Source organism: Azonexus hydrophilus (assembly GCF_905120355.1).
Lineage (GTDB): Bacteria > Pseudomonadota > Gammaproteobacteria > Burkholderiales > Rhodocyclaceae > Azonexus.
The window spans coordinates 78,758-99,760 of the sequence record NZ_CAJHOB010000002.1; the positions used below are offsets into that span (position 1 = coordinate 78,758).

Sequence of the window (21,003 nt, forward strand, 5' to 3'; positions counted from 1 at the left end):
GCGGAAGTGGCGTGAGGCGGCACTATACCGAAGCCGGCGCATTTTCCGGAAGGGCTGGGCAAACCTGTTAAGATGCCGCCTCCCCACAGCAGAACATCACTCGTCATGGCCTCCCCTTCTGACCGGATGACGCCGCAAGAGCGTCGCATCGGCGCATCGCTGGCGTCCATCTTTGCCTTGCGCATGCTTGGCCTCTTCCTGATCCTGCCGGTGTTCGCCGTCTATGCCGCGACCTTGCCGGGGGGCGACGACCGGACCTTGATCGGTCTGGCGCTGGGCGCCTACGGCCTGACCCAGGCGGTGCTGCAGATTCCTTTCGGGATGGCTTCCGACCGTTTCGGGCGCAAGCCGGTCATCGTTTTCGGTTTGTTGTTGTTCGCGCTGGGCAGCTTCGTTGCCGCCTGGGCGCCGGACATGCACTGGATGATCGTGGGGCGCGTGCTGCAGGGCACGGGGGCGATTTCGGCGGCGGTGACAGCGCTGGCGGCCGATCTCACGCGTGAGGAACAGCGGACCAAGGTGATGGCCATGATCGGCTCGTCGATCGGCCTGGTCTTTGCCCTGTCGTTGGTCGGGGCGCCGTTGCTCTACGGCTGGATCGGCATGGGCGGCTTGTTCGTGCTGACCGGCCTGCTGGCGCTGGGGGCGCTGGGTTTGCTGGCACGCCTTCCGTCGCCGCCGCGTCCCGATACGCAGGCGCGCCTGCCGCTACGTGAGGTGCTGACCAACGGCGCCCTGCTCAAGCTGAATCTTGGCATCGGCGTGTTGCACGTCATTCAGATGGCGATGTTCGTGGTACTGCCGCACGCCCTGGTCGTGCGCGGTGCCCTGCCGGCGCCGGAGCACTGGAAGGTCTATCTGCCGGCGGTGCTGGCTTCATTTGTCGTCATGGTGCCGGCCATCATCGCGGCTGAAAAACGCGACAAGATGCGCCCGGTATTCCTGTCGGCGATTGCGCTGGCGGCGCTGGTGCAGGGGGGGTTGTATTTCCTGGGGGACAGCCTGTGGTGGCTGGGCCTGTGGCTGTTGCTGTTCTTCGTCGCCTTCAACATCCTGGAGGCTACCCTGCCCTCTCTGGTGTCGCGCACCGCGCCGCCGGCTGCCAAGGGCGCGGCGCTGGGGGTGTACAACACGACGCAGGCGGTGGGACTTTTCATCGGCGGTGCGATGGGTGGCGTTATCGCCCAGCATTTCGGCGATAATGCGGTGTTTTCCGCTTGCGCCCTGCTCGCGGTATGCTGGATGATTGTTGCGTTCAGCATGACTTTTCCCCGGCGGGCGCAGCCGGCAACTTGATCTCAGGAGACGAGAATGGCTTCGGTTAATAAGGTGATTCTGGTAGGTAATCTCGGGCGTGATCCGGAAGTGCGCTATACGGCGACCGGTGATGCCATGTGCAATCTGAGCATCGCGACGACCGACAACTGGCGCGACAAGGCCAGCGGTGAGCGTAAGGAACATACCGAATGGCACCGCGTGTCCTTCTTCGGCAAGACGGCGGAAGTGTGCGGCCAGTACCTGAAGAAAGGCTCGCAGATTTACGTTGAGGGCAGCCTGCGCACGCGCAAGTGGACCGACAAGGACGGGCAGGAAAAATACACCACCGAAATCCGTGGCGACGCCATGCAGATGCTGGGCTCGCGCCAGGGCATGGGGGCTCCGGCAGGTGGTGGTGGCGACAGCTACGGCCAGCCACCGGTCGATTACCAACCGGCGCCGGCGCAAAACCGGCCAAAACCGGCTTTTGACGATCTGGGCGACGACATTCCGTTCTAATGCGTTCCATCCTGGCCCCGATTAACAGCGAGACCCCGCCATGAGCAAGCCGATTACCTTCAAGATTCTGGAAGATATTGCCAAGGATTTGTCCGGCTCGGAAATCACCTTTCCGACCTTCCTCGACATTACCTTCCAGGTACGCACGGCGCTCAAGGATCCCAATCTGAGTGTCGAGCAGCTGGCCAAGCTGGTCGGGGCTGAACCCCTGATGAGTACCAAGATCATCCGCATGGCCAATTCGGCGGCGCTCAATCCGTCGGGCAAGGAAGTTGCGGACGTCAAGAATGGCATCATCCGTGTCGGCATGGAGGCGGTACGCAGCGTGTCCTTCGCCGTGGCCATGGAGCAGCTGCTGAAATCGAAGCAGATGCAGCCGTTCGAGGGCATCTCCAAGAAGCTTTGGGAACACACCGCCCATGTGGCCTCGCTGGCACGCGTGCTGGCGCGCAAGGTAGCCCGAATCAATGGCGACGAAGCGATGTTCACCGGGCTGGTGCACGATATCGGCGTGTTCTACCTGATGTCGCGCGCTGCCGGTTTTCCCGAACTGATTGCCGACAAAGCGGAGCTGCATTCCCTGCTGGTCGGCTGGCACGACAATATCGGTCACGCGCTGCTGACGGCACTGGGTTCGCCGGAGTCCGTGTGTACGGCCGTGCTGGAGCACGAGAACGAGCGGCAGATAGCGGAAATCAAGACCCTTTCCGATGTGCTTTACGTTGCCAACAAGATTGCCAACCGTACCGCCAGTTGGCGCGATCCGGAGTTTGGTGGCAGTGCGGTCGATACCTCCGTGCTGGACAGCCTGTTCGATGCCGCCACCCTGAAGGAGATCGTGGATGAATCGGAAGAGGAAGTGGCTTCGCTGAAGGCGGCGTTGGGCGCCTGATGCGCTGGCGGCCGACCAGAGACAGATAACCCTAGATCTGCCGCGTCACCCTGGCGGCCAGGGTAGGTGGCAGCAGCTAACGCAGGGCACAGCATGAGCCATTCAGCTTCTTCCCCCGATGCCGGCAAACGCCTGGCGGCGCTGGCCCTGGCTGCGCTCGGCGTCGTTTATGGCGATATCGGTACCAGCCCGCTGTATTCCTTCAAGGAAGTTTTTGCCGGCAATCACCCGATTCCGGTCACCCCGCAAAACATTTACGGCAGTCTGTCGCTGTTTTTCTGGGCACTGATCATCGTGGTTTCGGTGAAGTACGTGATCTTCATCATGCGCGCCGACAACCGTGGTGAAGGCGGCATCATGGCGCTGATCGCACTGGCCCTGCACACGGTGCAGGACAAGCCCCGCCAGGCACGCTGGATCATGATTTTCGGCGTGCTTGGCGCGGCCATGTTTTACGGCGATGGCATGGTGACGCCAGCGATGTCGGTGCTGTCCGCGGTGGAGGGGCTGGAAGTCGGTGCGCCGGCACTGCATCCGTTCGTGCTGCCGTTGACCTTGCTGGTCCTGTTCGGATTGTTCTTCGTGCAGAAGAACGGCTCGGCCGTGGTCGGGCGTTTGTTTGGTCCGGTCATGTTGTGCTGGTTCAGCGTGCTGGCCTTGATCGGTGTGCGCAATATCCTGCTGCATCCGGAAATACTGGCTGCCTTCAATCCCTGGTATGGCATCGATTTCCTGCTTGCCAATCGCGCCATGGGTTTGCTGGCCATGGGCAATGTCGTACTCGCCGTCACCGGGGCCGAGGCGCTCTATGCCGACATGGGGCATTTTGGTCGCAAACCGATCTCGCGTGCCTGGTTTGCCTTCGTTCTGCCCGCGCTGGTGCTCAATTACGCCGGCCAGGGCGCCGCACTGCTGGCCGATGCGCGGGTGGCGGACAATCCCTTTTTCCGCTCGGCACCGGAGTGGGCGCTGTATCCCCTGATCGGACTGGCCACGCTGGCGACCGTGATTGCTTCGCAATCGGTGATCTCCGGGGCTTTTTCGGTGACACGCCAGGCCATGCAACTGGGCTTCCTGCCCCGGATGGAGGTGTTGCATACCAACGAGAAGGCGCAGGGGCAGATTTATCTGCCAGCGGTGAATTGGGGGTTGATGGTTGCGGTGATGGTGCTGGTACTCGGCTTTCAGTCGTCGAACAACCTGGCGGCGGCCTATGGCATTGCAGTGACGGGTGACATGGTGATCACCTCCATCCTGGCCACCGTCGTGGTGGCCAAAGTCTGGGGCTGGGGTTGGTGGCGGGCCGGTCTGCTGTTTTCCTGTTTTCTCTCGGTGGAGCTGGTGTTTCTCGCCGCCAACATCCTCAAGATTCCCGATGGTGGCTGGTTCCCGCTGGTGGCCGGGATGGTGATCTTCATCCTGATGACGACCTGGAAACGGGGGCGGCAATTGCTCGATGAGCGCTTGCGTGGCGAGCGCCTTGAACTGCAGCCGTTTCTGGCCGCCTTGCAAGCCTCACCGCCGCACCGGGTGGCGGGCACGGCGGTGTTCTTCAACGCCGATCCGAATGGCGTGCCGCATGCGCTGCTGCATAACCTGATGCATAACAAGGTGTTGCATGAGCGTGTGGTTCTCCTTTCGGTACAGTTCTTCGACGTGCCGTATGTGCCGGACATTGACCGGGTCGAGGTCAGGGCGCTGACGGGTAATTTCTGGCGTGTCATCGTTCAGTACGGCTTCAAGGACGAACCGGATGTGCCGCAGGCGCTGACGATGTGCGCTGAAGCCGGACTGCATTTCACGGCGCTGGAAACGAGCTATTTCATTGGCCGTGCCACCCTGATTCCACGCTTGGGATCAGACATGGCGTTCTGGCGCGAAAAAATCTTCGTTGCCATGTTCCGGAATGCCGGTTCGGCGACTTCCTTCTTCCGGGTGCCGAGCAACCGCGTGGTTGAGTTGGGGACGCAGGTGGTGCTGTAGCCAGCGCAGAAATATTAGCGGTGTACCTGCGCTGTCGTTGCGGGGGGCTGCCGGCGGGCAAAAAAATGAACCAGCAAACCACAGCCGAGGCCGATGCTCAGCGTGGGGAGGTAATAGGGGGCGAGCAGCACGCTGGCAATGCCGATGACAGCAAGCGCGGCGCCGGTATCGGGGACGATCGCAACGGTCAGCAGTACGGTGGTGCCGAAGGCAGCGAGGATCGCAATAGTCATGCCGGCGATTGCGGCGCGTAGCCGGGAAGGACTGCTGAGGAAACGCTGGCCGGCTGCACTCAGTGCGGCGGCCAGGAGGGCTGCCGGGAGGCCGATGATGAGAAAGGTGCCGCCTGTGCCGGCAAAAAGCCAGGCGCTCCAGAGCAAGGCGCTGACGCCGAACACGCATGCAGCGAACCATCTTCTGTTTTGCCAGGCCGAGCCGCAGTCTTCTGGCCTGGTCGCGATGGCGGTGAATACGACAATGGCGAGGGGAATGGCTGCTGCCAGCAGAACAATGGCGAGAAAGGCGGCCAGGGTGCCCAGCATGCGGCAGAGTGTATTCGCCGCCGGGCCTACAGGCGGCGGATCTTGTCCAGCAGCGCGGTGGTCGAGGTCTGGTGCAGGAAGGGAATGGAGTGCACGCTGCCGCCCCAGGTGCGAACTTCCCGGGCGCCGACGATTTTATCCACTGGCCAGTCACCGCCTTTGACGAGAATGTCCGGGTGGCAGGCAAGTATCGGCGCCAGTGGCGTGTCCTCCTCGAACCAGGTGACCAAGCTGACGCAGCCGAGCGCGGCCATCACAGCTAGACGATCACTGAGACGATTCACCGGCCGGTCAGCCCCTTTACCCAGACGCTGCACCGAGGCGTCGCTGTTCAGTGCGACGACCAGACTGCTGCCCAGTGCAGCGGCTTGCGCCAGGTAGGTGGTGTGGCCGCGATGCAGGATATCGAAGCAGCCATTGGTGAAGACCAGGGGGCGCGGCAGGCCGGCCACGGCAGCGGCGAGTTGTTCAGGGGGGCAGATTTTCTGCTCGTGGGCGGGGCAGGGGTAGTCCATGCGGGCTCAGCGATTTTCGCTCGGTGCGGGTGTGGCGGGCGCCGGTTTCTTTGTGGCGAGCAGCGCCTGTTCGTTGAGGCGGTTGATGTCGGCGTCGGAGAGGATTTCCATGACGTTGATGACTTTACGGACGCCGGCGGTGGTGCGGGCAACGGTGATGGCGACCTTGGCTTCCTTCTCGTTCACCACCCCCAGCAGGTAGACCTGGCCGCGTTCTGCCACGACCTTGATGTGGTTGGCTGAAATCTGCCGGCTATCGACCAGACGTGCCTTGACCTTGGATTCGAGGAAGGCATCGCTGCTGCGCATGGAGAGTGTGGCAGGGGTGCCGAGGGTGAGTTCATTGTAGATTTCACGTACCCCTTCGATGCTGCGGGTCTGTCGCTCAATCGCCTGGCTGGCTTCCTCGGAGGGGACTTCGCCGGTGATCAGCACGCGCCGGTTGTAGGAGACAAAACTGACGCGCGACTTGTCCTTGAATTCCTTGGGGATGCGCCCGGCGGCTTTCCATTCGGTGGTTTCATCGTCGGTCTGCGTGCCGGTGGTGCGGCGGTCGTGCAGGCTGATGACGCCGGCCGCCGTACCGGCTACGAGAGCGGGAAAACAGCCACTCAGGGCAGGGGCCAGCAGGGCGGTCAGGAGAAGGGCAAGAGGCAGGCGGGTTTTCATGTCAGTCAACTCCAAGCAGTAGTGCGTCGATGCCATCGCACAAGCAGTGGATGGTGAGCAGGTGGGTTTCCTGGATGCGTGCGGTGCGTTCGGCCGGTACGCAAAGATGCAGATCGTGGTCGCTGAGCAGTTCGCCGATTTCCCCGCCACCTTTGCCGGTCAGGGCGATGACGTGCATACCGAGTTCGTGGGCGGCGCTGATCGCCTCGATGACGTTGGGCGAATTGCCCGAAGTGGAGATGGCGAGCAGGACATCGCCGGCATGGCCGAGCGCACGGACCTGGCGGGCAAAAATCTGGGTGAAGCCGTAGTCATTGCCGACAGCGGTCAGGATGGAACTGTCGGTAGACAGGGCGATGGCTGCCAGCTCTTGGCGTTCGGCCTCGAAACGGCCGACCAGCTCGGCGGCAAAGTGCTGGGCATCGGCAGCCGAGCCGCCATTGCCGCAGGCCAGGATCTTGCCGCCATTGAGCAGGGCGCCGGTCAGCATTTCGATGGCGGCGGCGATCGGTGCGGCCATCGCTTCAACGCTGTCGAGCTTGGTACGGGCACTGTCTTCGAAATGTTGCGAGACGCGGGCAATCAAATCCATGCTGTGAAATCCAGAAACGATGCAGGCGGGCATTCTACCTCAGGCGGTCGCGGCCCCCGCTTTGCCGCGGGGTCAAAAATTGCTCGTGAAGGCATTGTGCAGCCACTCGATGCGTTCCCCTTCGAGCAGGACGCAATCGAAGCGGCACGGGCATTCGCCGTGGCGGGCGAGGTAATGGCGGGCGGCGAGCAGGATACGCTCTTGCTTCTGGCGCGTGATGCTGGCGGCTGCGCCGCCGAAGGCCGCATTTTTGCGCTGCCGTACTTCAACGAAGACGAGACAGTCGCCGTGCTGCATGATGAGATCGAGTTCGCCACCACGGACGCGAAAATTACGGGTCAATAGTCGCAAGCCCTGTCGTTCCAGATACGCCAGCGCCAGAGATTCGGCAGCTTGGCCCTGGGCGACGGTGGTATCTTTGGCTTTTGCAAACATGCGCGCGAAAATGACAATTGAATTAAAGGCGGCATTGTATGTCGTACCGACACCGATCGGCAATCTGGCGGATCTGACCCGCCGCGCGGCAGACGTGCTGGCAGCCGTACCCTGGATTGCGGCGGAAGATACCCGGCACAGTGGGCCGTTGCTCAAGCAGTTGGGAGCCACCGGGCGCTTGTTGCCGGCACATCAGCACAACGAACAGGCGGCGGCGCAGCGCATTGTGGACATCGTGCGGGCGGGTGAAGCCGTGGCGCTGATTTCCGATGCCGGGACCCCGGGTATTTCCGATCCCGGCGCCCGTGTGGTGGCAGCGATGCATGCGGCCGGCTTGCCGGTGGTGCCGCTACCCGGCGCTTGCGCGGCAGTCACGGCCTTGTCGGCCGCGGGTTTTCTGGCAGAGCAGTTCCTCTTTCATGGCTTCCTGCCCAGCAAGTCGGGGCAGCGGCGGCAGGTGCTGGCAGGGCTGCGCGGACAGCGCGCGGCGCTGGTGTTTTACGAAGCGCCGCACCGCATCCTGGAAACAGTCGCCGATCTAGCCGCTGAATTGGGTGAGCGTACCCTGCTCGTGGCGCGTGAGTTGAGCAAACTGTACGAAAGTATCGTGCGCCTGCCCCTGCAGGAGGCGCATGCCTGGTTGTCCGCGGACAGTAATCGTCAGCGCGGCGAGTTCGTGCTGGTGGTTTCCGGGGCCGAAGTGACGGCGGATGCGGCTGAAGGTGAGCGGGTGCTGCGTCTGCTGCTGGCCGAAGGGCTCGGCAGCAAACAGGCCGCACGTCTGGCGGCAGGGATCAGTGGCGGGGCGCAGAAAAATCTTTACGAATTGGCTGTGCGCCTGAAAAATGGCGAAGAATGACGCGATCCCGGCCGTATCGGGCACCCGCCACCCGGCCGTTACAACAGTGAATCAGGAGAACACCATGGATGCACCAGGCAAGAACGCACAGAGCAAGGCCGTGGCAGACGCTACAACGCTGAACAAGCCGCAGCCCACCCCCGCGCTCAAGGCGAAAGCCGCCGCCAAGCCCCGCACGCCGCGAGCCCGTCAGGTGGCGGCGGGCGATGTGCCGCCGCAGCAGACCATTGCCGGGATCGAGAATTTCACCATCCACAATGCCAGCAGTGCGGCAGAAGAAAAAAAGATGGCTGCCATCAGCGACATCATCGCCAATTCGCCCAGCGAAGAAGCCCTGGTCATGCTCAAACGACTGTTGCGTCAGCAGCAGATCCGTTTCGACGACCAGCATGCGAATCCCGACGAAGAACTGGTGGCCGACTGGCGTTCCGGGGTCTATCCCTACAAGAACCTGATGCAGCGGCGCAATTACGAGCGGCAGAAATACCGGCTGCAGGTGGAGTTGCTCAAGTTGCAGGCCTGGGTCAAGGAGACCGGGCAGAAGGTGGTGATCCTGTTCGAAGGCCGTGACGCGGCGGGCAAGGGCGGCACCATCAAGCGTTTCATGGAGCATCTCAATCCACGTGGCGCGCGCGTCGTCGCACTGGAAAAACCGTCCGAGCTCGAACGTGGGCAGTGGTATTTCCAGCGCTATGTGCAACACCTGCCGACCAATGGCGAAATCGTGCTGTTTGACCGTTCCTGGTATAACCGGGCCGGTGTGGAGCGTGTCATGGGCTTTTGCTCGGATCAGGAATACAACGAATTCGTGCGCCAGTGCCCGGAGTTCGAGCGCATGCTGGTCAGGAACGGCATCCACCTGATCAAGTTCTGGTTTTCGGTCAGCCGCGAGGAGCAGCGCCGCCGTTTCCGCGAGCGCAAGGTGCATCCGCTCAAACAGTGGAAGCTGTCGCCGATCGACATGGCCTCGCTCGATAAATGGGATGACTACGGCAAGGCCAAGGAAGCGATGTTCTTTCACACCGATACGGCGGATGCGCCGTGGACGGTGATCAAGTCGAACTGCAAGAAACGGGCGCGGCTCAATGCCATGCGCTATGTCCTGCATAAGCTGCCGTATGCCAACAAGGATGCCGGTCTGATTGGTAACCTCGACCCGCTCATCGTGGGCCGGGCCAATCTGGTCTACGAGCGGGGCGAGCAGTAAGCGGCCGCGCTGTCAGCTGACGACGTACGCCGCGGCAGCGGTGGCGATCAGCAGCTGACTTTCGTTTTCCAGGCGCATCTGCACCGAGGCAATGCGCCCGCCCAGGCGGGTGATGGTGCCGGTCGCGGTGAATTCGCGACCGATCCCCTGGTGCAGGAAGTCGGTGCGTAAGTCGATGGTGCCGATCCGCCCAAAACGGTGTGCGACCTGCTCGGCGGTTTCGTTGGCGTACTTTTCGGCAATGCCCACCACGGCAGCAAAACCACCCACCGTATCGAGCGCCGCGGCAATCACGCCCCCATGCAGACGGCCGTACAGGTAATGGCCGACCAGTTCCGGGCGCATGGCAAAACGCAGTTGCGCCGCCTGCGGATCGAAGGAAGCGACTTTCAGCCCCAGGACTTCATTGAAGCTGATGCGGTGCTCGAACATGTCGCGCAGGGTGGCTTCCAGGCGCTGTTGTTCAGCGCTGGAGCGGCGTGGGAGGTGGGCGGAAGGAGGTGTCATGGCTGAGTGCTGGAGTAAAAGGCAAGTGCTGGCGAGGCCAGATTCGAGTGCGGGTGAGTGGGGAGCTGTTGGCCGGGCGCTAAGCGGCGACGCACACGCAGTTGCGGCCCGCCGCCTTGGCTTGATAGAGCGCTTTGTCGGCGCGGGAGAAAAATTCGTCGCAGGTCATCTCTTCATCAAGGCAGGTGACCAAGCCGAAACTGGCCGAGATGGGGCCCAGATCAGGCAGGTCCTTGAAGCGAAGGTGACTGATGGCAAGGCGTAAGCGCTCCGCAATGCGCTGGGCATCGGCCAGTCCGGTTCTGGGGAGGAGCACGGCAAATTCTTCGCCGCCGATGCGGCCAAACAGGTTCTGTTTGCGTAGCCCTTTTTGACAGGCTGCGGCGATGGCCTGGAGTACCCGGTCACCGACTGGATGGCCCCAGGTGTCATTGATGCGCTTGAACCAGTCGACATCGAATACGGCCAGCGAGAGAGGCGTCAGCAAGGCTTTGCTGCGCGCCAGTTCATGCGCAGTCGTGTCGTGGAAAAAACGCCGGTTTGCGGCGCCGGTGAGGGCATCCGTATTGGCAAGGTTCTTCAGCTCTTCCTGCAGGTTGTGCAGTTCGGTGATGTCGCTGCTGAAACCGATCAAACCTGCTTCGCCATTGAACACGATGGGCATCTTGATCGACCAGTAATGCCTTTGCTTGCCATCCGGGCTGAGAAAGGATTCCTTGAGGGCGATTTTTTTCTGTTCGGCAAACACGACACGGTCAGCTTGCGAGAACAGATCGGAAAGCTCCTGCCCGACCAGATCGGTTTCCAGTTGGCCGACCACTTCGTCCACCGTCTTGCCGTAGGCGACTGCAATATGCTTGTTGGCATAGAGGTAGCGTCGCTCCCGGTTCTTCACGTAAACGGTGGCATCCAGGTTGTCGAGCACGACCCTGAGCTGCTCCTTTTCCCGACGCAACTCCCATTCCAGTTGTTTCGCGGCCGTGATGTCGGTCGATACGCCGTACATGCCACACACCTGACCTTGCTGGTCGAACAGGGGTTTCTTGATGCTCAGGAAAGTGCGCACCGTGGCGCTGCCCTGGACCTGGTTGGTTTCCTCTCGGGCGATGGTACAGGCCTGTTCGATGGCTTCCTGGTCATTACGTGCGATGTCGGCGGCGGTATCGGCGGCAAAGAAATCGCTGTCCGTTTTGCCAATGATCTGGTCCACATGTTCCAGCGCCAGTAGTTCCAGGCTGGCCCGATTGGCGAAGGTGTAACGCCCGTGCAGATCCTTGGCGTAGATGAAGGTACCCACATCGTCCAGCAGGGTACGCAGCTGCGTCGCATCGAGTGCGAGAGCGGGCGAGGCGCTGTGGTCTGCCGTCATGGCGCGCTTCTCCGGGGGCTATTTGCCGGATTTGGGATAGCCCGCCAGATCGAGCATCTGCTCGTAGAGACTGGCGTTGAAGCCGCGCTGATGCTGGCGGCCGACTTGCAGACTGGGAACAAAGAGATCGCCCACCAGCGCCTTGAGGGCGGCCTGTTCAGCCTCCGTCTGCACGACTTTCTCGGTGAATGGGACACCGCGCGTCTTGAGCAGATCGCGGGCGGGCTGACATTCTTCGCCGCAGTCAGAGGTGGTGTATAGCGTCACCGGAAATCTGGCTGCCGCCTGCCGGGTGGTGAAGGGCAAGCCGTCGTCCGGCTGGGCTTTGCCGCCCACGCGTGCCGCCTGGCGGGCCTGGCCGGGGGGCGGTGTGTCCGAGATGATGGTATGGCCGCTGCTGTCGGTCCAGCGATAGGTCTGGGCATGCGCGGTGCACATGCTGGCGGCAAGCAGGCAGGCCGTGAAGGCGGTGGCAAGATGAAGGCGCACGGGTTCCTCCGGGGGAGTGAGTTTACGCGGCAATCATACCGCTATGGCGCAGGAGTGCGTCGGGGCTGGGTTCGCGGCCGCGGAAGGCCTTGAAGTTCTCCAGCGCCGGGCGCTCGCCGCCGCGCGACAGGATTTCTTCCAGGAAGCGCTTGCCGACCACCGGGTCGAACGGGTCGCCAGCTTCCTCGAAGGCCGCGTAGCAGTCGGCCGACAGCACTTCCGCCCACTTGTAGCTGTAGTAGCCGGCCGCGTAGCCGCCGCCGAAGATGTGCGAGAAACTGTTCGGGAAACGGTGCCACTCGGGCGGAATCAGCACGGCGACTTCGCGGCGGACTTCGTCGAGCACATCCATCACCGTCTTCTCACCCTTGGGGTCGAATTCATAATGCAGGCGCATGTCGAAGATCGAGAATTCGAGCTGGCGCACGGTCATCATCCCGCTCTGGAAGTTCTTTGCCGCCAGCATCTTGTCGTAGAGCGCGCGCGGCAGCGGCTCGCCGGTTTCCACATGGGCGGTCATGCCCTGCAGCACGTCCCATTCCCAGCAGTAGTTCTCCATGAACTGCGACGGCAGCTCGACCGCGTCCCACTCGACGCCGTGGATGCCGGAAACGCCTAGTTCCTCGCCGCGCGCCAGCAGGTGGTGCAGGCCGTGGCCGGTTTCGTGGAACAGGGTGATGACTTCGTCGTGGGTGAAGGTTGCGGGTTTTCCGCCGACCGGGCGGGCAAAGTTGCAGTTGAGGTAGGCAATCGGCTTCTGAATGCCGCCGGTCGTCCGCCGGCGCGAGCGTGCCTCGTCCATCCAGGCGCCGCCGCGCTTGGTCTCGCGGGCGTAGAGGTCGAGGTAGAACTGGCCGACCAGGTCGCCGGCCAGCGTCTCGATGCGGTAGAAGCGCACGTCCTCGTGCCACACCGGCGCCTTGTCTTCCTTGACCTTGACGGTGAACAGGCTCTCGATGACCTTGAACAGGCCGGCGATCACCTTCGGTTCGGTGAAGTACTGCTTCACTTCCTGCTCGGAGAAGGCGTAGCGTGCCTGCATCAGCTTTTCGGAAGCGTAGGCGGCGTCCCAGGGCTGGAAGTCGGTCAGGCCGAGTTCGTCCTTGGCGAAGGCCTTCAGTTCGGCGATGTCCTTCTCGGCGAAGGGCTTGGCCTTCTTCGCCATGTCGCGCAGGAAGTCGAGCACCTGTGCCGGCGTGTCGGCCATCTTGGTGTACAACGAGACTTCGGCGTAGTTGTTGAAGCCGAGCATGGCCGCTTCCTCGGCCTTGAGTTCGAGGATGCGCTTGATCAGCGGGCCGTTGTCCCATTCCGGTTTCGAGTAGCCGTTGTCGATTTCGGCGGCGCGTGTTGCGTAGGCGCGGTACATGCGCGCGCGCAACTCGCGGTTCTCGGCGTATTGCATGACTGGGCCGTAGGACGGCGCGTGCAGCGTGAACTTCCAGCCGTCAACGCCCGCTTTTTCAGCGGCTTCGCGGGCGGCGTCCCTGGCGTAGTCAGGCAGGCCGGCGAGCAGGCTTTCGTCGGTGACGATCTCGGCGAAGGCGTTGGTCGCGTCGAGGATGTTTTCCGAGAACTTGGCGGAAAGCTGCGACAGCTCTTCCATGATCGCCTGGAAGCGCGGTTTCTGGTCTTCCGGCAGTTCAGCGCCGCCGAGGCGGAAATCGCGGATCTCGTTGTCGACGATCTTCCGGCGTTCGGTGGAGAGCGTGGCGTATTCCGGGCTCTGCTTGAGCGCCCGGTACTTGTCGAACAGCTTCAGGTTCTGGCCGAGCTCGGTGTAGAAGCGCGAAACCTCCGGCAGCATCTCGTTGTAGGCCTCGCGCCAGGCGGGCACGTCGTTGACCGAATGCAGGTGGCCGACGACACCCCAGGCGCGGCCGAACCCTTCCAGGCCTTCGCTCAGGGCGCCGGCGAAGTCGGCCCAGGTGGCCGGCGTGCTGTCGGCGGTCAGGCGGTCGACCAGGGCGCGGCCATCGGCCAGCAATTGGGTGATCGCCGGTTTGACGTGTTCCGGCTGGATCAGGTCGAAGCGGGGCAGGTCGGAGAAATCGAGCAGGGGATTGGTGGGTGTCATGGTCGTCGGGGATGAAAAAGGGCGGTCATGCCGCCCTGTTTTTGTCAGAGAGTTTTGCCGGTAAGGCGTTCATAGGCCTCGATGTATTTGGCGCTGGTGCGGGCGATGACCTCGGCGGGTAGCTTCGGTCCGGGCGCAACCTTGCCCCAGTCGAGGGTTTCCAGGTAATCGCGGACGTATTGCTTGTCGTAGGACGGCGGGTTGCTGCCTTCGGCGTACTGGTCGGCCGGCCAGAAGCGCGACGAATCCGGCGTCAGGGCTTCGTCGATCAGATGCAGCGTGCCGGCGGCGTCGATGCCGAACTCGAACTTGGTGTCGGCAATGATGATGCCGCGCGTCGCCGCGTAGTCGGAGGCTTCCTGGTAGAGGCGGATGGCGGCGTCGCGGGCTTCGGCACAGAGTTGCGCGCCGGTTTTGCCGGTGCCCTTGAGCAGGTCGTTGAGGGTCGCGTCGCAATTGGCGGCGGCCTGTTCGAAGGAGACGTTCTCGTCGTGGTCGCCGACTTCGGCCTTGGTCGCCGGGGTGAAGATCGGCTGCGGCAGCTTCTGCGCCATCTTCAGGCCGGCCGGCAGGGCGATGCCGCAGATGGCGCCGGTCTGCTGGTAATCCTTCCAGCCGGAACCGATGACGTAGCCGCGGACCACGGCTTCGATCGGCAGGGGCTTCAGGCGCTTGACGACGACAGCACGGCCACGCACCTGCTCACGCTCGTTGTCGGCGACGACCGATTCAGGGTCGATGCCGGTGAGCTGGTTGGGCACGATGTGACCGAGCTTGTCGAACCAGAAATTGGCGACGGCCTGCAGGACTTCGCCCTTCTTCGGAATCGGGTCCGGCAGGATGACGTCGAAGGCCGACAGGCGGTCGGTGGTGACGATCAGCAGCGTGTCGGCGTCGACCGCGTAGATGTCGCGGACCTTGCCTTTGGATAGGAGCGGCAGGCTGGTGATGGAGGATTCGAAAAGGGGCTGGCTCACGGCAGGCTCCGCAATGTGGAGTTTGAAAGGCGCAAATTATACAGGGGCAGGGGGCATTGTCTGGTGTTGCCCAGGCGAGCGTGAAGCGGCGGTCGAGATTTCTCGCAATGCCGCTGCTGCGGTGAATGGTCTGTCCGATGCGCTGACCGAGCATGCGCACTACGTCAAGAGTCGTGCGGAAGGCGTCGCACAGGAAGCCTACGCCACCCATGCCAGTGCGGTGCGTTGGGTGATCGGCGCCAATATCGTGCTCGGCCTGCTGGTGGCGCTCATCGGTTTTTTCATTTATCGCCACGTTTCTGGTGGGCTGGACCGTATGGTGGGTATGTTTTCCGCCACCGAGCGCAATCTCGACTTTACTGGTCGCCTGCAGATTGTCGGCAACGACGAGTTGAGCCAGGTCGGGCAGGCCTTCAATAATCTGCTGGAGCGGCTGCAGGGCAGTCTCCGCCAGATTTTTGAACACGCGGAGTCGGTTAGCCACGCTGCCCACCGCGTCTCGGCGGCATCCCGTCAGATGTCGGTGGCTTCGCAATACCAGAGCGAAGCGGCGTCGAGCATGGCGGCGGCAGTTGAGGAAATGACGGTGAGTGTCAATCACGTCGCCGACCGCGCCGAAGAAACCCGCCGTCTGGCAACAGGTGCCGGAGAGGTGGCGGTCCGAGGTGAGGCCATCATTGGCGAGACCGTGCAGTCGATCAACGGCATTGCCCATACGGTGCACAGTGCTTCGACACAATTGACGGCGCTTGAGCAGCAGAGCGAGAAAATCAGCAGCATCGTTTCCGTCATCAAGGAAATCGCCGACCAAACCAACCTGTTGGCGCTCAATGCGGCCATCGAGGCCGCCCGGGCCGGAGAGCAGGGGCGCGGTTTTGCGGTGGTTGCCGATGAAGTGCGCAAGTTGGCCGAGCGTACCGGCCAATCGACGCAGGAAATTGCCGCCACCATTTCCCAGATGCTGAGCGGTGCCCAGGGGGCGGTGCAGAGCATCCAGAGCGTCGAGGGGGTGGTGGCCGCCGGCGTCAGTTATGCCGGCGAGGCCAGTGAGGCGATGCGGGAAATCGGCAGCGGTTCGGCGGAAACGGTCGGGATGGTCAGCGACATTACCGGCGCCATCCGCGAACAGGGCGCAGCCAGTACCGACATTGCCCAGCAGGTCGAGAAGATCGCCCAGATGGCCGAGGAAAACAGTGCCGCAGCGCAATCGACGTCGGAGACTTCGGGAGAAATGGAAAAGCTGGCGCAGGAGTTACACGACATCGTTGTCCAGTATCGCGTCTGAGTCCTTCGTGGCGGCGGGCTGGTGCTCGCGCCACGCTCACTCCGTGTTGACGTGCAGCCTGCGGCGCAGGCGGCGTGAGCCCCAGGCGACGAGTAGGGCAATGACGGGGATGGCGCAAGCGGTGATGAGGTCGCTGTCCAGATGGTGCAGCGACTTGGTGCCTTTGGCCAGGTAATGCACCAGTTGCGAGCCGTAGTAGGTGAGCACCACTACGGACAGTCCTTCCACCGTTTCCTGCAGGCGCAGCTGCAGTTTGGCGCGCTGGTTCATCTGCGACAGCAGTTCCTGATTCTGGCGTTCCAGTTCGATGTCTACCCGCGTGCGCAGCAGCTGGCTGTTGCGGGCGATACGGGCGGACAACTCTTCCTGCCGGCGGCTGATGGCTTCACAGGTTTTCATCGCGGGCAGGAGGCGCCGCTGCATGAATTCGTCCAGTGTTGGCAGTCCCGGAACGCGGCTTTCGCGCAGTTCCTGGATGCGTTGCCGGACCATGCCGTGGTAGGCCGCAGAGGCACCGAAGCGGAAGGTGGCGCGGGCTAGGGAATTTTCCACTTCTGCCGCCAGCTGGGTCAGGGCGGCCAGTACGCTGCGCTCGTCCTCCGGGTTGCGGGCCTGGCCGATCCGCGTCATCAACTCTGCCAGCTGCTGTTCGCAGCGGTACAGCCAGCCGCTGACTTCCTTGGCGACGGGCAGGCCAAGCAAGGCCATCATTCGGTAGGTCTCGATTTCCACCAGCCGCTGTACGGTGGCGCCGGCCTGGCGCGGGTTGAGGCTGTCGTTCAGTACCAGGATGCGGGAAAAGCCATTGTCGAGCTTGAAATCGGTGAACACCCAAGCTGCCTGGTCGGCAATCTGTGCCCCACCCAGGGTCCGGCCATTGGGGGCGATGCCGGCGAGGATGCTGTCGGGGTGCGTGTCGCGGGTGGAACGCAGCTCGACATGACAGGCGACCACCAGTTTGCCGGGAATGTCGTGTAGGAGCTCCGGGCGTAGCGCGTCGAAGGCGGTATCGTCGGCTGCCGCGGCGACACCGTTGTCCAGCTTGCGATAAAAGGTGTAGGAGGAAAATTCAGTGTGCAGTTCCCAGCGTAGCCGGAACGCGGCGGTTTCGAGCGACAGGTGGGCGTCCGAACTGTCGACCGTCAGGCATGTCTGGCTCTGGCAGATTTTTTCCAGATTGGCCCGCTCGGCTTCAATTTCGCTCGGTTTGTGCTTGAACACCAGGTGCGACACCAGATAGGGGCCGGCCAGAGAGGTTGACGGGCGGGCGTGGAACTCGTTGTTCAGACGCTGGCGCAGTGGGTGTTCCTGCAGATCGGCAACAAGCAGACGCGGGTGCATGAGGGCGGAGGGGGGTGAATGTTGCAGTGCAAAAGATTGTAGCACCGTGTCAGCATAGAATAGCGCGCTGAAAATCCGGAACGGGGAGTGGAGAGTGCAGGGGATTGACGAAGTCCAGGCGCAGCGTTTGGCGGACGATACGGCGGCGCGGCAGCGCGCCCTGGCGCTCGCCTCTTTCATCGTTGAAGCCCCGGCGGGCGCGGGCAAGACGGAACTGCTGACGCAGCGCGTGCTGCGTCTGCTGGCCGTGGTTAATGAGCCGGAAGAGGTGCTGGCACTCACGTTCACCAACAAAGCTGCCAGTGAGATGCGTGATCGCATTCTGGGCAGTCTGGCGTCCGCCGCGCACACGGCGGACGACCTGCCGCCGCACAAGCAGGAAACCCGGCGCTGGGCACTGGCCGTACGGGCGCGTGACGCGGAACGCAACTGGGGCTTGAGCGCCCACCCCGGACGCTTGCGCATCATGACGCTGGATGCCCTGGCGGCCAGCCTGGGCCGGCAGATGCCGCTGTTGTCGCGTTTCGGCGCACAGCCGCAGGTGACGGAACGCGCCGCCGAACACTACGCGGCAGCAGCGCGGCAGACTTTCGCCCTGCTGGAAGCCGGGGGCGAGATCGGGGACACGGTGGCTGCCGCATTGCGGTTCATGGACAACGATGCCGTGCGTCTGGAGCGGCTGCTGGTTGCCATGCTCGGGCGCCGCGAGCAGTGGTTGCCGCAAGCCGGGCGGGTGGATGGCGGCATGGCGACGCGGGCGGAGGTGGAAGCTGGTTTCACCGCACTCATCGCGGCCGACGTGCGCCACCTGTCCAGTTGTTTCCCAGCCGGCCTGCAGCAGTCCCTGATGCCGTTGGCTCGTTTTGCGGCCAGTTGGCTACCGGAGCGTTTTCCGTTGTTACTTGATTGGCAGCTGGTGCTGACGGACGCGATGAGCGATCTTCCGGTCTGGCAGCAGTTGACCGATCTGTTGCTGACCAGCGACGGCAACTGGCGCAAACAGCTCAACAAGAACATCGGCTTTCCGGCGGACAAGCAATATGCCGCAGAAAAGGCAGCGATGCAGGCGCAGCTGGCGACCTTGTCCGACGTGCCGGGGCTGGCGGCGGCGCTGGCTGCCGTGCGCGAACTGCCAGCGCCGCAATTCAGCGATGCACAGTGGGCGGCGGTGGAGACTTTTTCCCGCCTGCTGCGGCTGGCGGCCGGGCAGTTGTGGCTGATTTTTCAGACCGCCGGCGAAGTCGATTTCATCGAAATCGCCAGCCGTGCCGGCCTGGCGCTGGGGGATGAGGAGGCGCCCACCGACCTGGCGCAGGCGCTGGATTACCGCATTCAGCATCTGCTGGTCGATGAATTCCAGGATACCAGTCCGGGCCAGGTGGCGTTGCTGGAAAAACTGATGCGCGGCTGGACGCCGGACGACGGGCGCACCGTGTTCGTGGTCGGCGATCCGATGCAGTCCATCTACCGCTTTCGCAAGGCCGATGTCGGTCTTTTCCTCAAGGTACGTGCCGCCGGTATGGGGGGCGTGCAGCTCGAACACCTGCGCCTGTTCCGCAACAACCGTTCCTGTCCGGCGGTGGTGGCGTGGGTGAACCGGACTTTCCCCAGTATTTTTGCCGCTGCCGATGAGCCGCTCGCCGGTGCGGTGCGCTTTGCCGATGCCGTGGCGACGCGGGCAGAGGAGGCGCAGAGCGGTGTGTTCGTACATACGGTGCCGGCGGCCGAGGGTACGGATGGCTCCGCCCAGGAAGCACAGCAGGTACTGCAGCTGATCCGTGCCGCCCGGGCACAAGACCCGGCAGGGCGTATCGCCATCCTGGTTCGCGCCCGTCGGCATCTCGACGAGCTGGTCAGCGCCCTGCGCCGGCAGGCGGACGGATTGCGCTTCCAGGCTGTGGAGATCGAAGCTTTGGCCGAGCGCCAGCACGTGCAGGATGTGCTCATTCTTTATCGCGCCCTCAGCCACCGTGCTGATCGGGTGAATTGGCTGGCCTTGCTGCGGTCGCCGTGTTGTGGCCTGCTGCTGGCGGATCTGCATGCACTGGTGGCGAACGATACGCAGCGTACGGTCTGGCAGTTGATGCACGATGAAGAGCGGTTGGCGGCGCTCAGCGAAGATGGGCGCGCGCGTCTGCTGCATGTGCGCGGCGTGCTGGCCCTAGCGCTGGCCGAGCGCCAGCGGCAGACACCCCGGCGCTGGCTGGAGGGAACCTGGTTGTTGCTGGGCGGTGCCGATGCCTTGCCGCAGGCCGCGGATCTGGCCGATGTCGAGCATCTGTTCGACCTGATCGACCGCCTGCACGCCAGTGGCCGCCTGACGCCGCAGGTGCTGGAAGCGGAGGCGGCCGAACTGTATGCGCCGGCGGACCCTCTCGGTGGCGCCATCCAGTTGATGACCATCCACAAGGCCAAGGGCCTGGAGTTTGAAACCGTGATCGTGCCCGGGCTGGCGCGTATTCCCAATCGCGGCGATAGCCCCTTGCTGCTCTGGGACGAAGCATTGGGACAGGATGGGCAGGCGCATCTCCTGGTGGCGCCCATGGCGGCGCGTGGAGAAAAAGCGACCGGGGGGAGTCTTTACGATGTCCTGCGGCAGCTGGAAAAAACCCGCTCGGCGCACGAAAGTGAGCGCCTGCTTTATGTGGCGGCGACACGCGCCATCCGGCAGCTGCATCTGCTGGCGGTGGTGCAGCGCGCGGAATCGGCAGAGAGTGGCGAAGCCTCGTTCAAGGCGCCGCCAGCCGGCAGCTTCCTCGCCCTGCTCTGGCCGCAGGTGAACGCCTTGTGCGCTGCCGCAGCGATGTCAGGCGAGGTGCCGGCAAGCGCTGACCCCGTTTGTGCTCTGGAAGATTTCGTGCCGCCGCTCCTGCGCCTGCAACAACTGCAGGTGCCGGCAGAACTGGCGGCGCTGCCGCCGGATGTGGCGACTAACAGCAGCGTAGTGCACGCCAGCGGCAGCCCGCAGGAGACGCGCGAAACGCTGACCGGAACGCTCATTCACCGTTGCCTCGAATTGATCGTACGCCAGGGGCTGACGGCTTGGCCGCTGGAACGCCTCGATATCTGCCGCGCGGGCTGGCAGCAATGGCTGCAGGCGCAAGGGCTGGCGGCCGCGGATGTTGAACTGGCACTGGCGGACACCCGCCTCGCCCTCGGCAATACGTTGCAATCGCCACGCGGCCGCTGGCTGCTGGCCGATCATCCGGAAAGCGATGTCGAGCAGGGATGGACGACCCGCACGGCAGGCGGTTGTGCACAGCACATCATCGACCGGGTCTTTGTCGCGGACGGGGAGCGCTGGATCATCGATTACAAGAACGTGCGGCTGGCCTCGGCTGAGCTGCCGGCGAAAGCGGAAGAGTACCGGGCGCAGCTCGAACGCTATGCGGCGCTCTTCGCGAGCGACCCCCGCCCGGTTCGTCTGGCGATCTGGTTTGCCTTGCAGGGCGAACTGGTGGAATTGACCGTGTCTGCTTAGTGGAGGC

At 63.2% G+C, this 21,003-nt stretch carries 19 protein-coding genes; 8 read left to right on the forward strand and 11 right to left on the reverse strand.

From position 1 onward, the window contains the following. The first annotated feature begins 105 nt into the window (after positions 1–105). The 4 genes from JYJ39_RS01790 (at position 106) to JYJ39_RS01805 (ending at position 4,651) form a co-directional block, all read left to right on the forward strand. Positions 106–1,296, forward strand: coding sequence for an MFS transporter (locus JYJ39_RS01790; protein WP_240189502.1), 1,191 nt, complete (start codon positions 106–108; stop codon positions 1,294–1,296). A gap of 15 nt (positions 1,297–1,311) precedes the next feature. Next, complete coding sequence (gene ssb, locus JYJ39_RS01795) at positions 1,312–1,776, forward strand: single-stranded DNA-binding protein (RefSeq protein ID WP_205201599.1); 465 nt, start codon at positions 1,312–1,314, stop codon at positions 1,774–1,776. Between the two features lie 40 nt (positions 1,777–1,816). Next, positions 1,817–2,668 (forward strand): HDOD domain-containing protein, encoded by an 852-nt coding sequence (locus JYJ39_RS01800; RefSeq protein ID WP_205201601.1) that lies wholly within the window; start codon positions 1,817–1,819, stop codon positions 2,666–2,668. Between the two features lie 93 nt (positions 2,669–2,761). Further along, the gene (locus JYJ39_RS01805) at positions 2,762–4,651 is read left to right on the forward strand and encodes a potassium transporter Kup (RefSeq protein ID WP_205201603.1); all 1,890 of its coding nucleotides are present in this window, start codon (positions 2,762–2,764) and stop codon (positions 4,649–4,651) included. Positions 4,652–4,665: 14 nt separating this feature from the next. Here JYJ39_RS01805 and JYJ39_RS01810 read toward each other — a convergent pair whose 3' ends face one another. The 5 genes from JYJ39_RS01810 to JYJ39_RS01830 all read right to left on the reverse strand — a co-directional run bounded on the left by JYJ39_RS01810 (position 4,666) and on the right by JYJ39_RS01830 (position 7,404). Next, on the reverse strand, positions 4,666–5,193 hold the full coding sequence (locus tag JYJ39_RS01810; RefSeq protein ID WP_205201604.1) for a hypothetical protein: 528 nt from the start codon (positions 5,191–5,193) through the stop codon (positions 4,666–4,668). Between the two features lie 26 nt (positions 5,194–5,219). Further along, positions 5,220–5,708: an adenylyltransferase/cytidyltransferase family protein gene (locus JYJ39_RS01815; protein ID WP_205201605.1), complete on the reverse strand. Its 489-nt coding sequence runs from the start codon at positions 5,706–5,708 to the stop codon at positions 5,220–5,222. Between the two features lie 6 nt (positions 5,709–5,714). Continuing rightward, on the reverse strand, positions 5,715–6,377 hold the full coding sequence (locus JYJ39_RS01820; protein ID WP_205201606.1) for a BON domain-containing protein: 663 nt from the start codon (positions 6,375–6,377) through the stop codon (positions 5,715–5,717). Between the two features lies 1 nt (position 6,378). Continuing rightward, positions 6,379–6,969: a phosphoheptose isomerase gene (locus JYJ39_RS01825; protein ID WP_205201607.1), complete on the reverse strand. Its 591-nt coding sequence runs from the start codon at positions 6,967–6,969 to the stop codon at positions 6,379–6,381. Between the two features lie 72 nt (positions 6,970–7,041). Further along, entirely contained in the window at positions 7,042–7,404 is a 363-nt protein-coding gene (locus tag JYJ39_RS01830) for a YraN family protein (protein ID WP_205201608.1), read from the reverse strand. A gap of 10 nt (positions 7,405–7,414) precedes the next feature. Here JYJ39_RS01830 and rsmI point away from each other — a divergent pair, with 10 nt between their 5' ends. Beyond that, a complete protein-coding gene (gene rsmI, locus JYJ39_RS01835) occupies positions 7,415–8,263 on the forward strand; it encodes a 16S rRNA (cytidine(1402)-2'-O)-methyltransferase (RefSeq protein WP_205201609.1) in 849 nt (282 codons plus the stop codon). A 340-nt stretch (positions 8,264–8,603) separates the two neighbouring features. Next, positions 8,604–9,470, forward strand: coding sequence for a polyphosphate kinase 2 (gene ppk2, locus JYJ39_RS01840; protein ID WP_430622459.1), 867 nt, complete (start codon positions 8,604–8,606; stop codon positions 9,468–9,470). A 12-nt stretch (positions 9,471–9,482) separates the two neighbouring features. Here the strand turns inward: ppk2 and JYJ39_RS01845 are convergent, their stop codons facing one another. The 5 genes from JYJ39_RS01845 to JYJ39_RS01865 form a co-directional block, all read right to left on the reverse strand. Beyond that, entirely contained in the window at positions 9,483–9,977 is a 495-nt protein-coding gene (locus JYJ39_RS01845) for a thioesterase family protein (protein ID WP_205201612.1), read from the reverse strand. A gap of 79 nt (positions 9,978–10,056) precedes the next feature. Next, positions 10,057–11,346: a sensor domain-containing diguanylate cyclase gene (locus JYJ39_RS01850; RefSeq protein WP_205201614.1), complete on the reverse strand. Its 1,290-nt coding sequence runs from the start codon at positions 11,344–11,346 to the stop codon at positions 10,057–10,059. Positions 11,347–11,364: 18 nt separating this feature from the next. After that, positions 11,365–11,835 carry a glutaredoxin family protein gene (locus tag JYJ39_RS01855; RefSeq protein WP_205201615.1) on the reverse strand — a complete coding sequence of 157 codons (471 nt, stop codon included), beginning with the start codon at positions 11,833–11,835 and terminating at the stop codon, positions 11,365–11,367. Between the two features lie 22 nt (positions 11,836–11,857). Then, on the reverse strand, positions 11,858–13,912 hold the full coding sequence (locus JYJ39_RS01860) for a M3 family metallopeptidase (RefSeq protein ID WP_205201617.1): 2,055 nt from the start codon (positions 13,910–13,912) through the stop codon (positions 11,858–11,860). A 44-nt stretch (positions 13,913–13,956) separates the two neighbouring features. Next, positions 13,957–14,889 (reverse strand): phosphoribosylaminoimidazolesuccinocarboxamide synthase, encoded by a 933-nt coding sequence (locus JYJ39_RS01865; RefSeq protein ID WP_205201619.1) that lies wholly within the window; start codon positions 14,887–14,889, stop codon positions 13,957–13,959. A gap of 13 nt (positions 14,890–14,902) precedes the next feature. Here JYJ39_RS01865 and JYJ39_RS01870 point away from each other — a divergent pair, with 13 nt between their 5' ends. Further along, positions 14,903–16,174 carry a methyl-accepting chemotaxis protein gene (locus JYJ39_RS01870; RefSeq protein WP_240189503.1) on the forward strand — a complete coding sequence of 424 codons (1,272 nt, stop codon included), beginning with the start codon at positions 14,903–14,905 and terminating at the stop codon, positions 16,172–16,174. Positions 16,175–16,210: 36 nt separating this feature from the next. Here JYJ39_RS01870 and JYJ39_RS01875 read toward each other — a convergent pair whose 3' ends face one another. Then, the gene (locus JYJ39_RS01875; RefSeq protein ID WP_205201623.1) at positions 16,211–17,515 is read right to left on the reverse strand and encodes a DUF3422 family protein; all 1,305 of its coding nucleotides are present in this window, start codon (positions 17,513–17,515) and stop codon (positions 16,211–16,213) included. A gap of 94 nt (positions 17,516–17,609) precedes the next feature. On the opposite strand from JYJ39_RS01875, the gene JYJ39_RS01880 reads away from it, so the two are divergent. After that, positions 17,610–20,996 (forward strand): UvrD-helicase domain-containing protein, encoded by a 3,387-nt coding sequence (locus JYJ39_RS01880; RefSeq protein WP_205201625.1) that lies wholly within the window; start codon positions 17,610–17,612, stop codon positions 20,994–20,996. The last annotated feature ends 7 nt before the right edge of the window (positions 20,997–21,003 follow it).

Coding starts and splice junctions, on each gene's coding strand:
- JYJ39_RS01790 (WP_240189502.1), top strand. CDS start 106: ATGGCCTCCCCTTCTGACCGGATGACGCCGCAAGAGCGTCGCATCGGC.
- ssb (WP_205201599.1), top strand. CDS start 1,312: ATGGCTTCGGTTAATAAGGTGATTCTGGTAGGTAATCTCGGGCGTGAT.
- JYJ39_RS01800 (WP_205201601.1), top strand. CDS start 1,817: ATGAGCAAGCCGATTACCTTCAAGATTCTGGAAGATATTGCCAAGGAT.
- JYJ39_RS01805 (WP_205201603.1), top strand. CDS start 2,762: ATGAGCCATTCAGCTTCTTCCCCCGATGCCGGCAAACGCCTGGCGGCG.
- JYJ39_RS01810 (WP_205201604.1), bottom strand. CDS start 5,193: ATGCTGGGCACCCTGGCCGCCTTTCTCGCCATTGTTCTGCTGGCAGCA.
- JYJ39_RS01815 (WP_205201605.1), bottom strand. CDS start 5,708: ATGGACTACCCCTGCCCCGCCCACGAGCAGAAAATCTGCCCCCCTGAA.
- JYJ39_RS01820 (WP_205201606.1), bottom strand. CDS start 6,377: ATGAAAACCCGCCTGCCTCTTGCCCTTCTCCTGACCGCCCTGCTGGCC.
- JYJ39_RS01825 (WP_205201607.1), bottom strand. CDS start 6,969: ATGGATTTGATTGCCCGCGTCTCGCAACATTTCGAAGACAGTGCCCGT.
- JYJ39_RS01830 (WP_205201608.1), bottom strand. CDS start 7,404: ATGTTTGCAAAAGCCAAAGATACCACCGTCGCCCAGGGCCAAGCTGCC.
- rsmI (WP_205201609.1), top strand. CDS start 7,415: ATGACAATTGAATTAAAGGCGGCATTGTATGTCGTACCGACACCGATC.
- ppk2 (WP_430622459.1), top strand. CDS start 8,604: ATGCTCAAACGACTGTTGCGTCAGCAGCAGATCCGTTTCGACGACCAG.
- JYJ39_RS01845 (WP_205201612.1), bottom strand. CDS start 9,977: ATGACACCTCCTTCCGCCCACCTCCCACGCCGCTCCAGCGCTGAACAA.
- JYJ39_RS01850 (WP_205201614.1), bottom strand. CDS start 11,346: ATGACGGCAGACCACAGCGCCTCGCCCGCTCTCGCACTCGATGCGACG.
- JYJ39_RS01860 (WP_205201617.1), bottom strand. CDS start 13,912: ATGACACCCACCAATCCCCTGCTCGATTTCTCCGACCTGCCCCGCTTC.
- JYJ39_RS01870 (WP_240189503.1), top strand. CDS start 14,903: ATGTGGAGTTTGAAAGGCGCAAATTATACAGGGGCAGGGGGCATTGTC.
- JYJ39_RS01875 (WP_205201623.1), bottom strand. CDS start 17,515: ATGCACCCGCGTCTGCTTGTTGCCGATCTGCAGGAACACCCACTGCGC.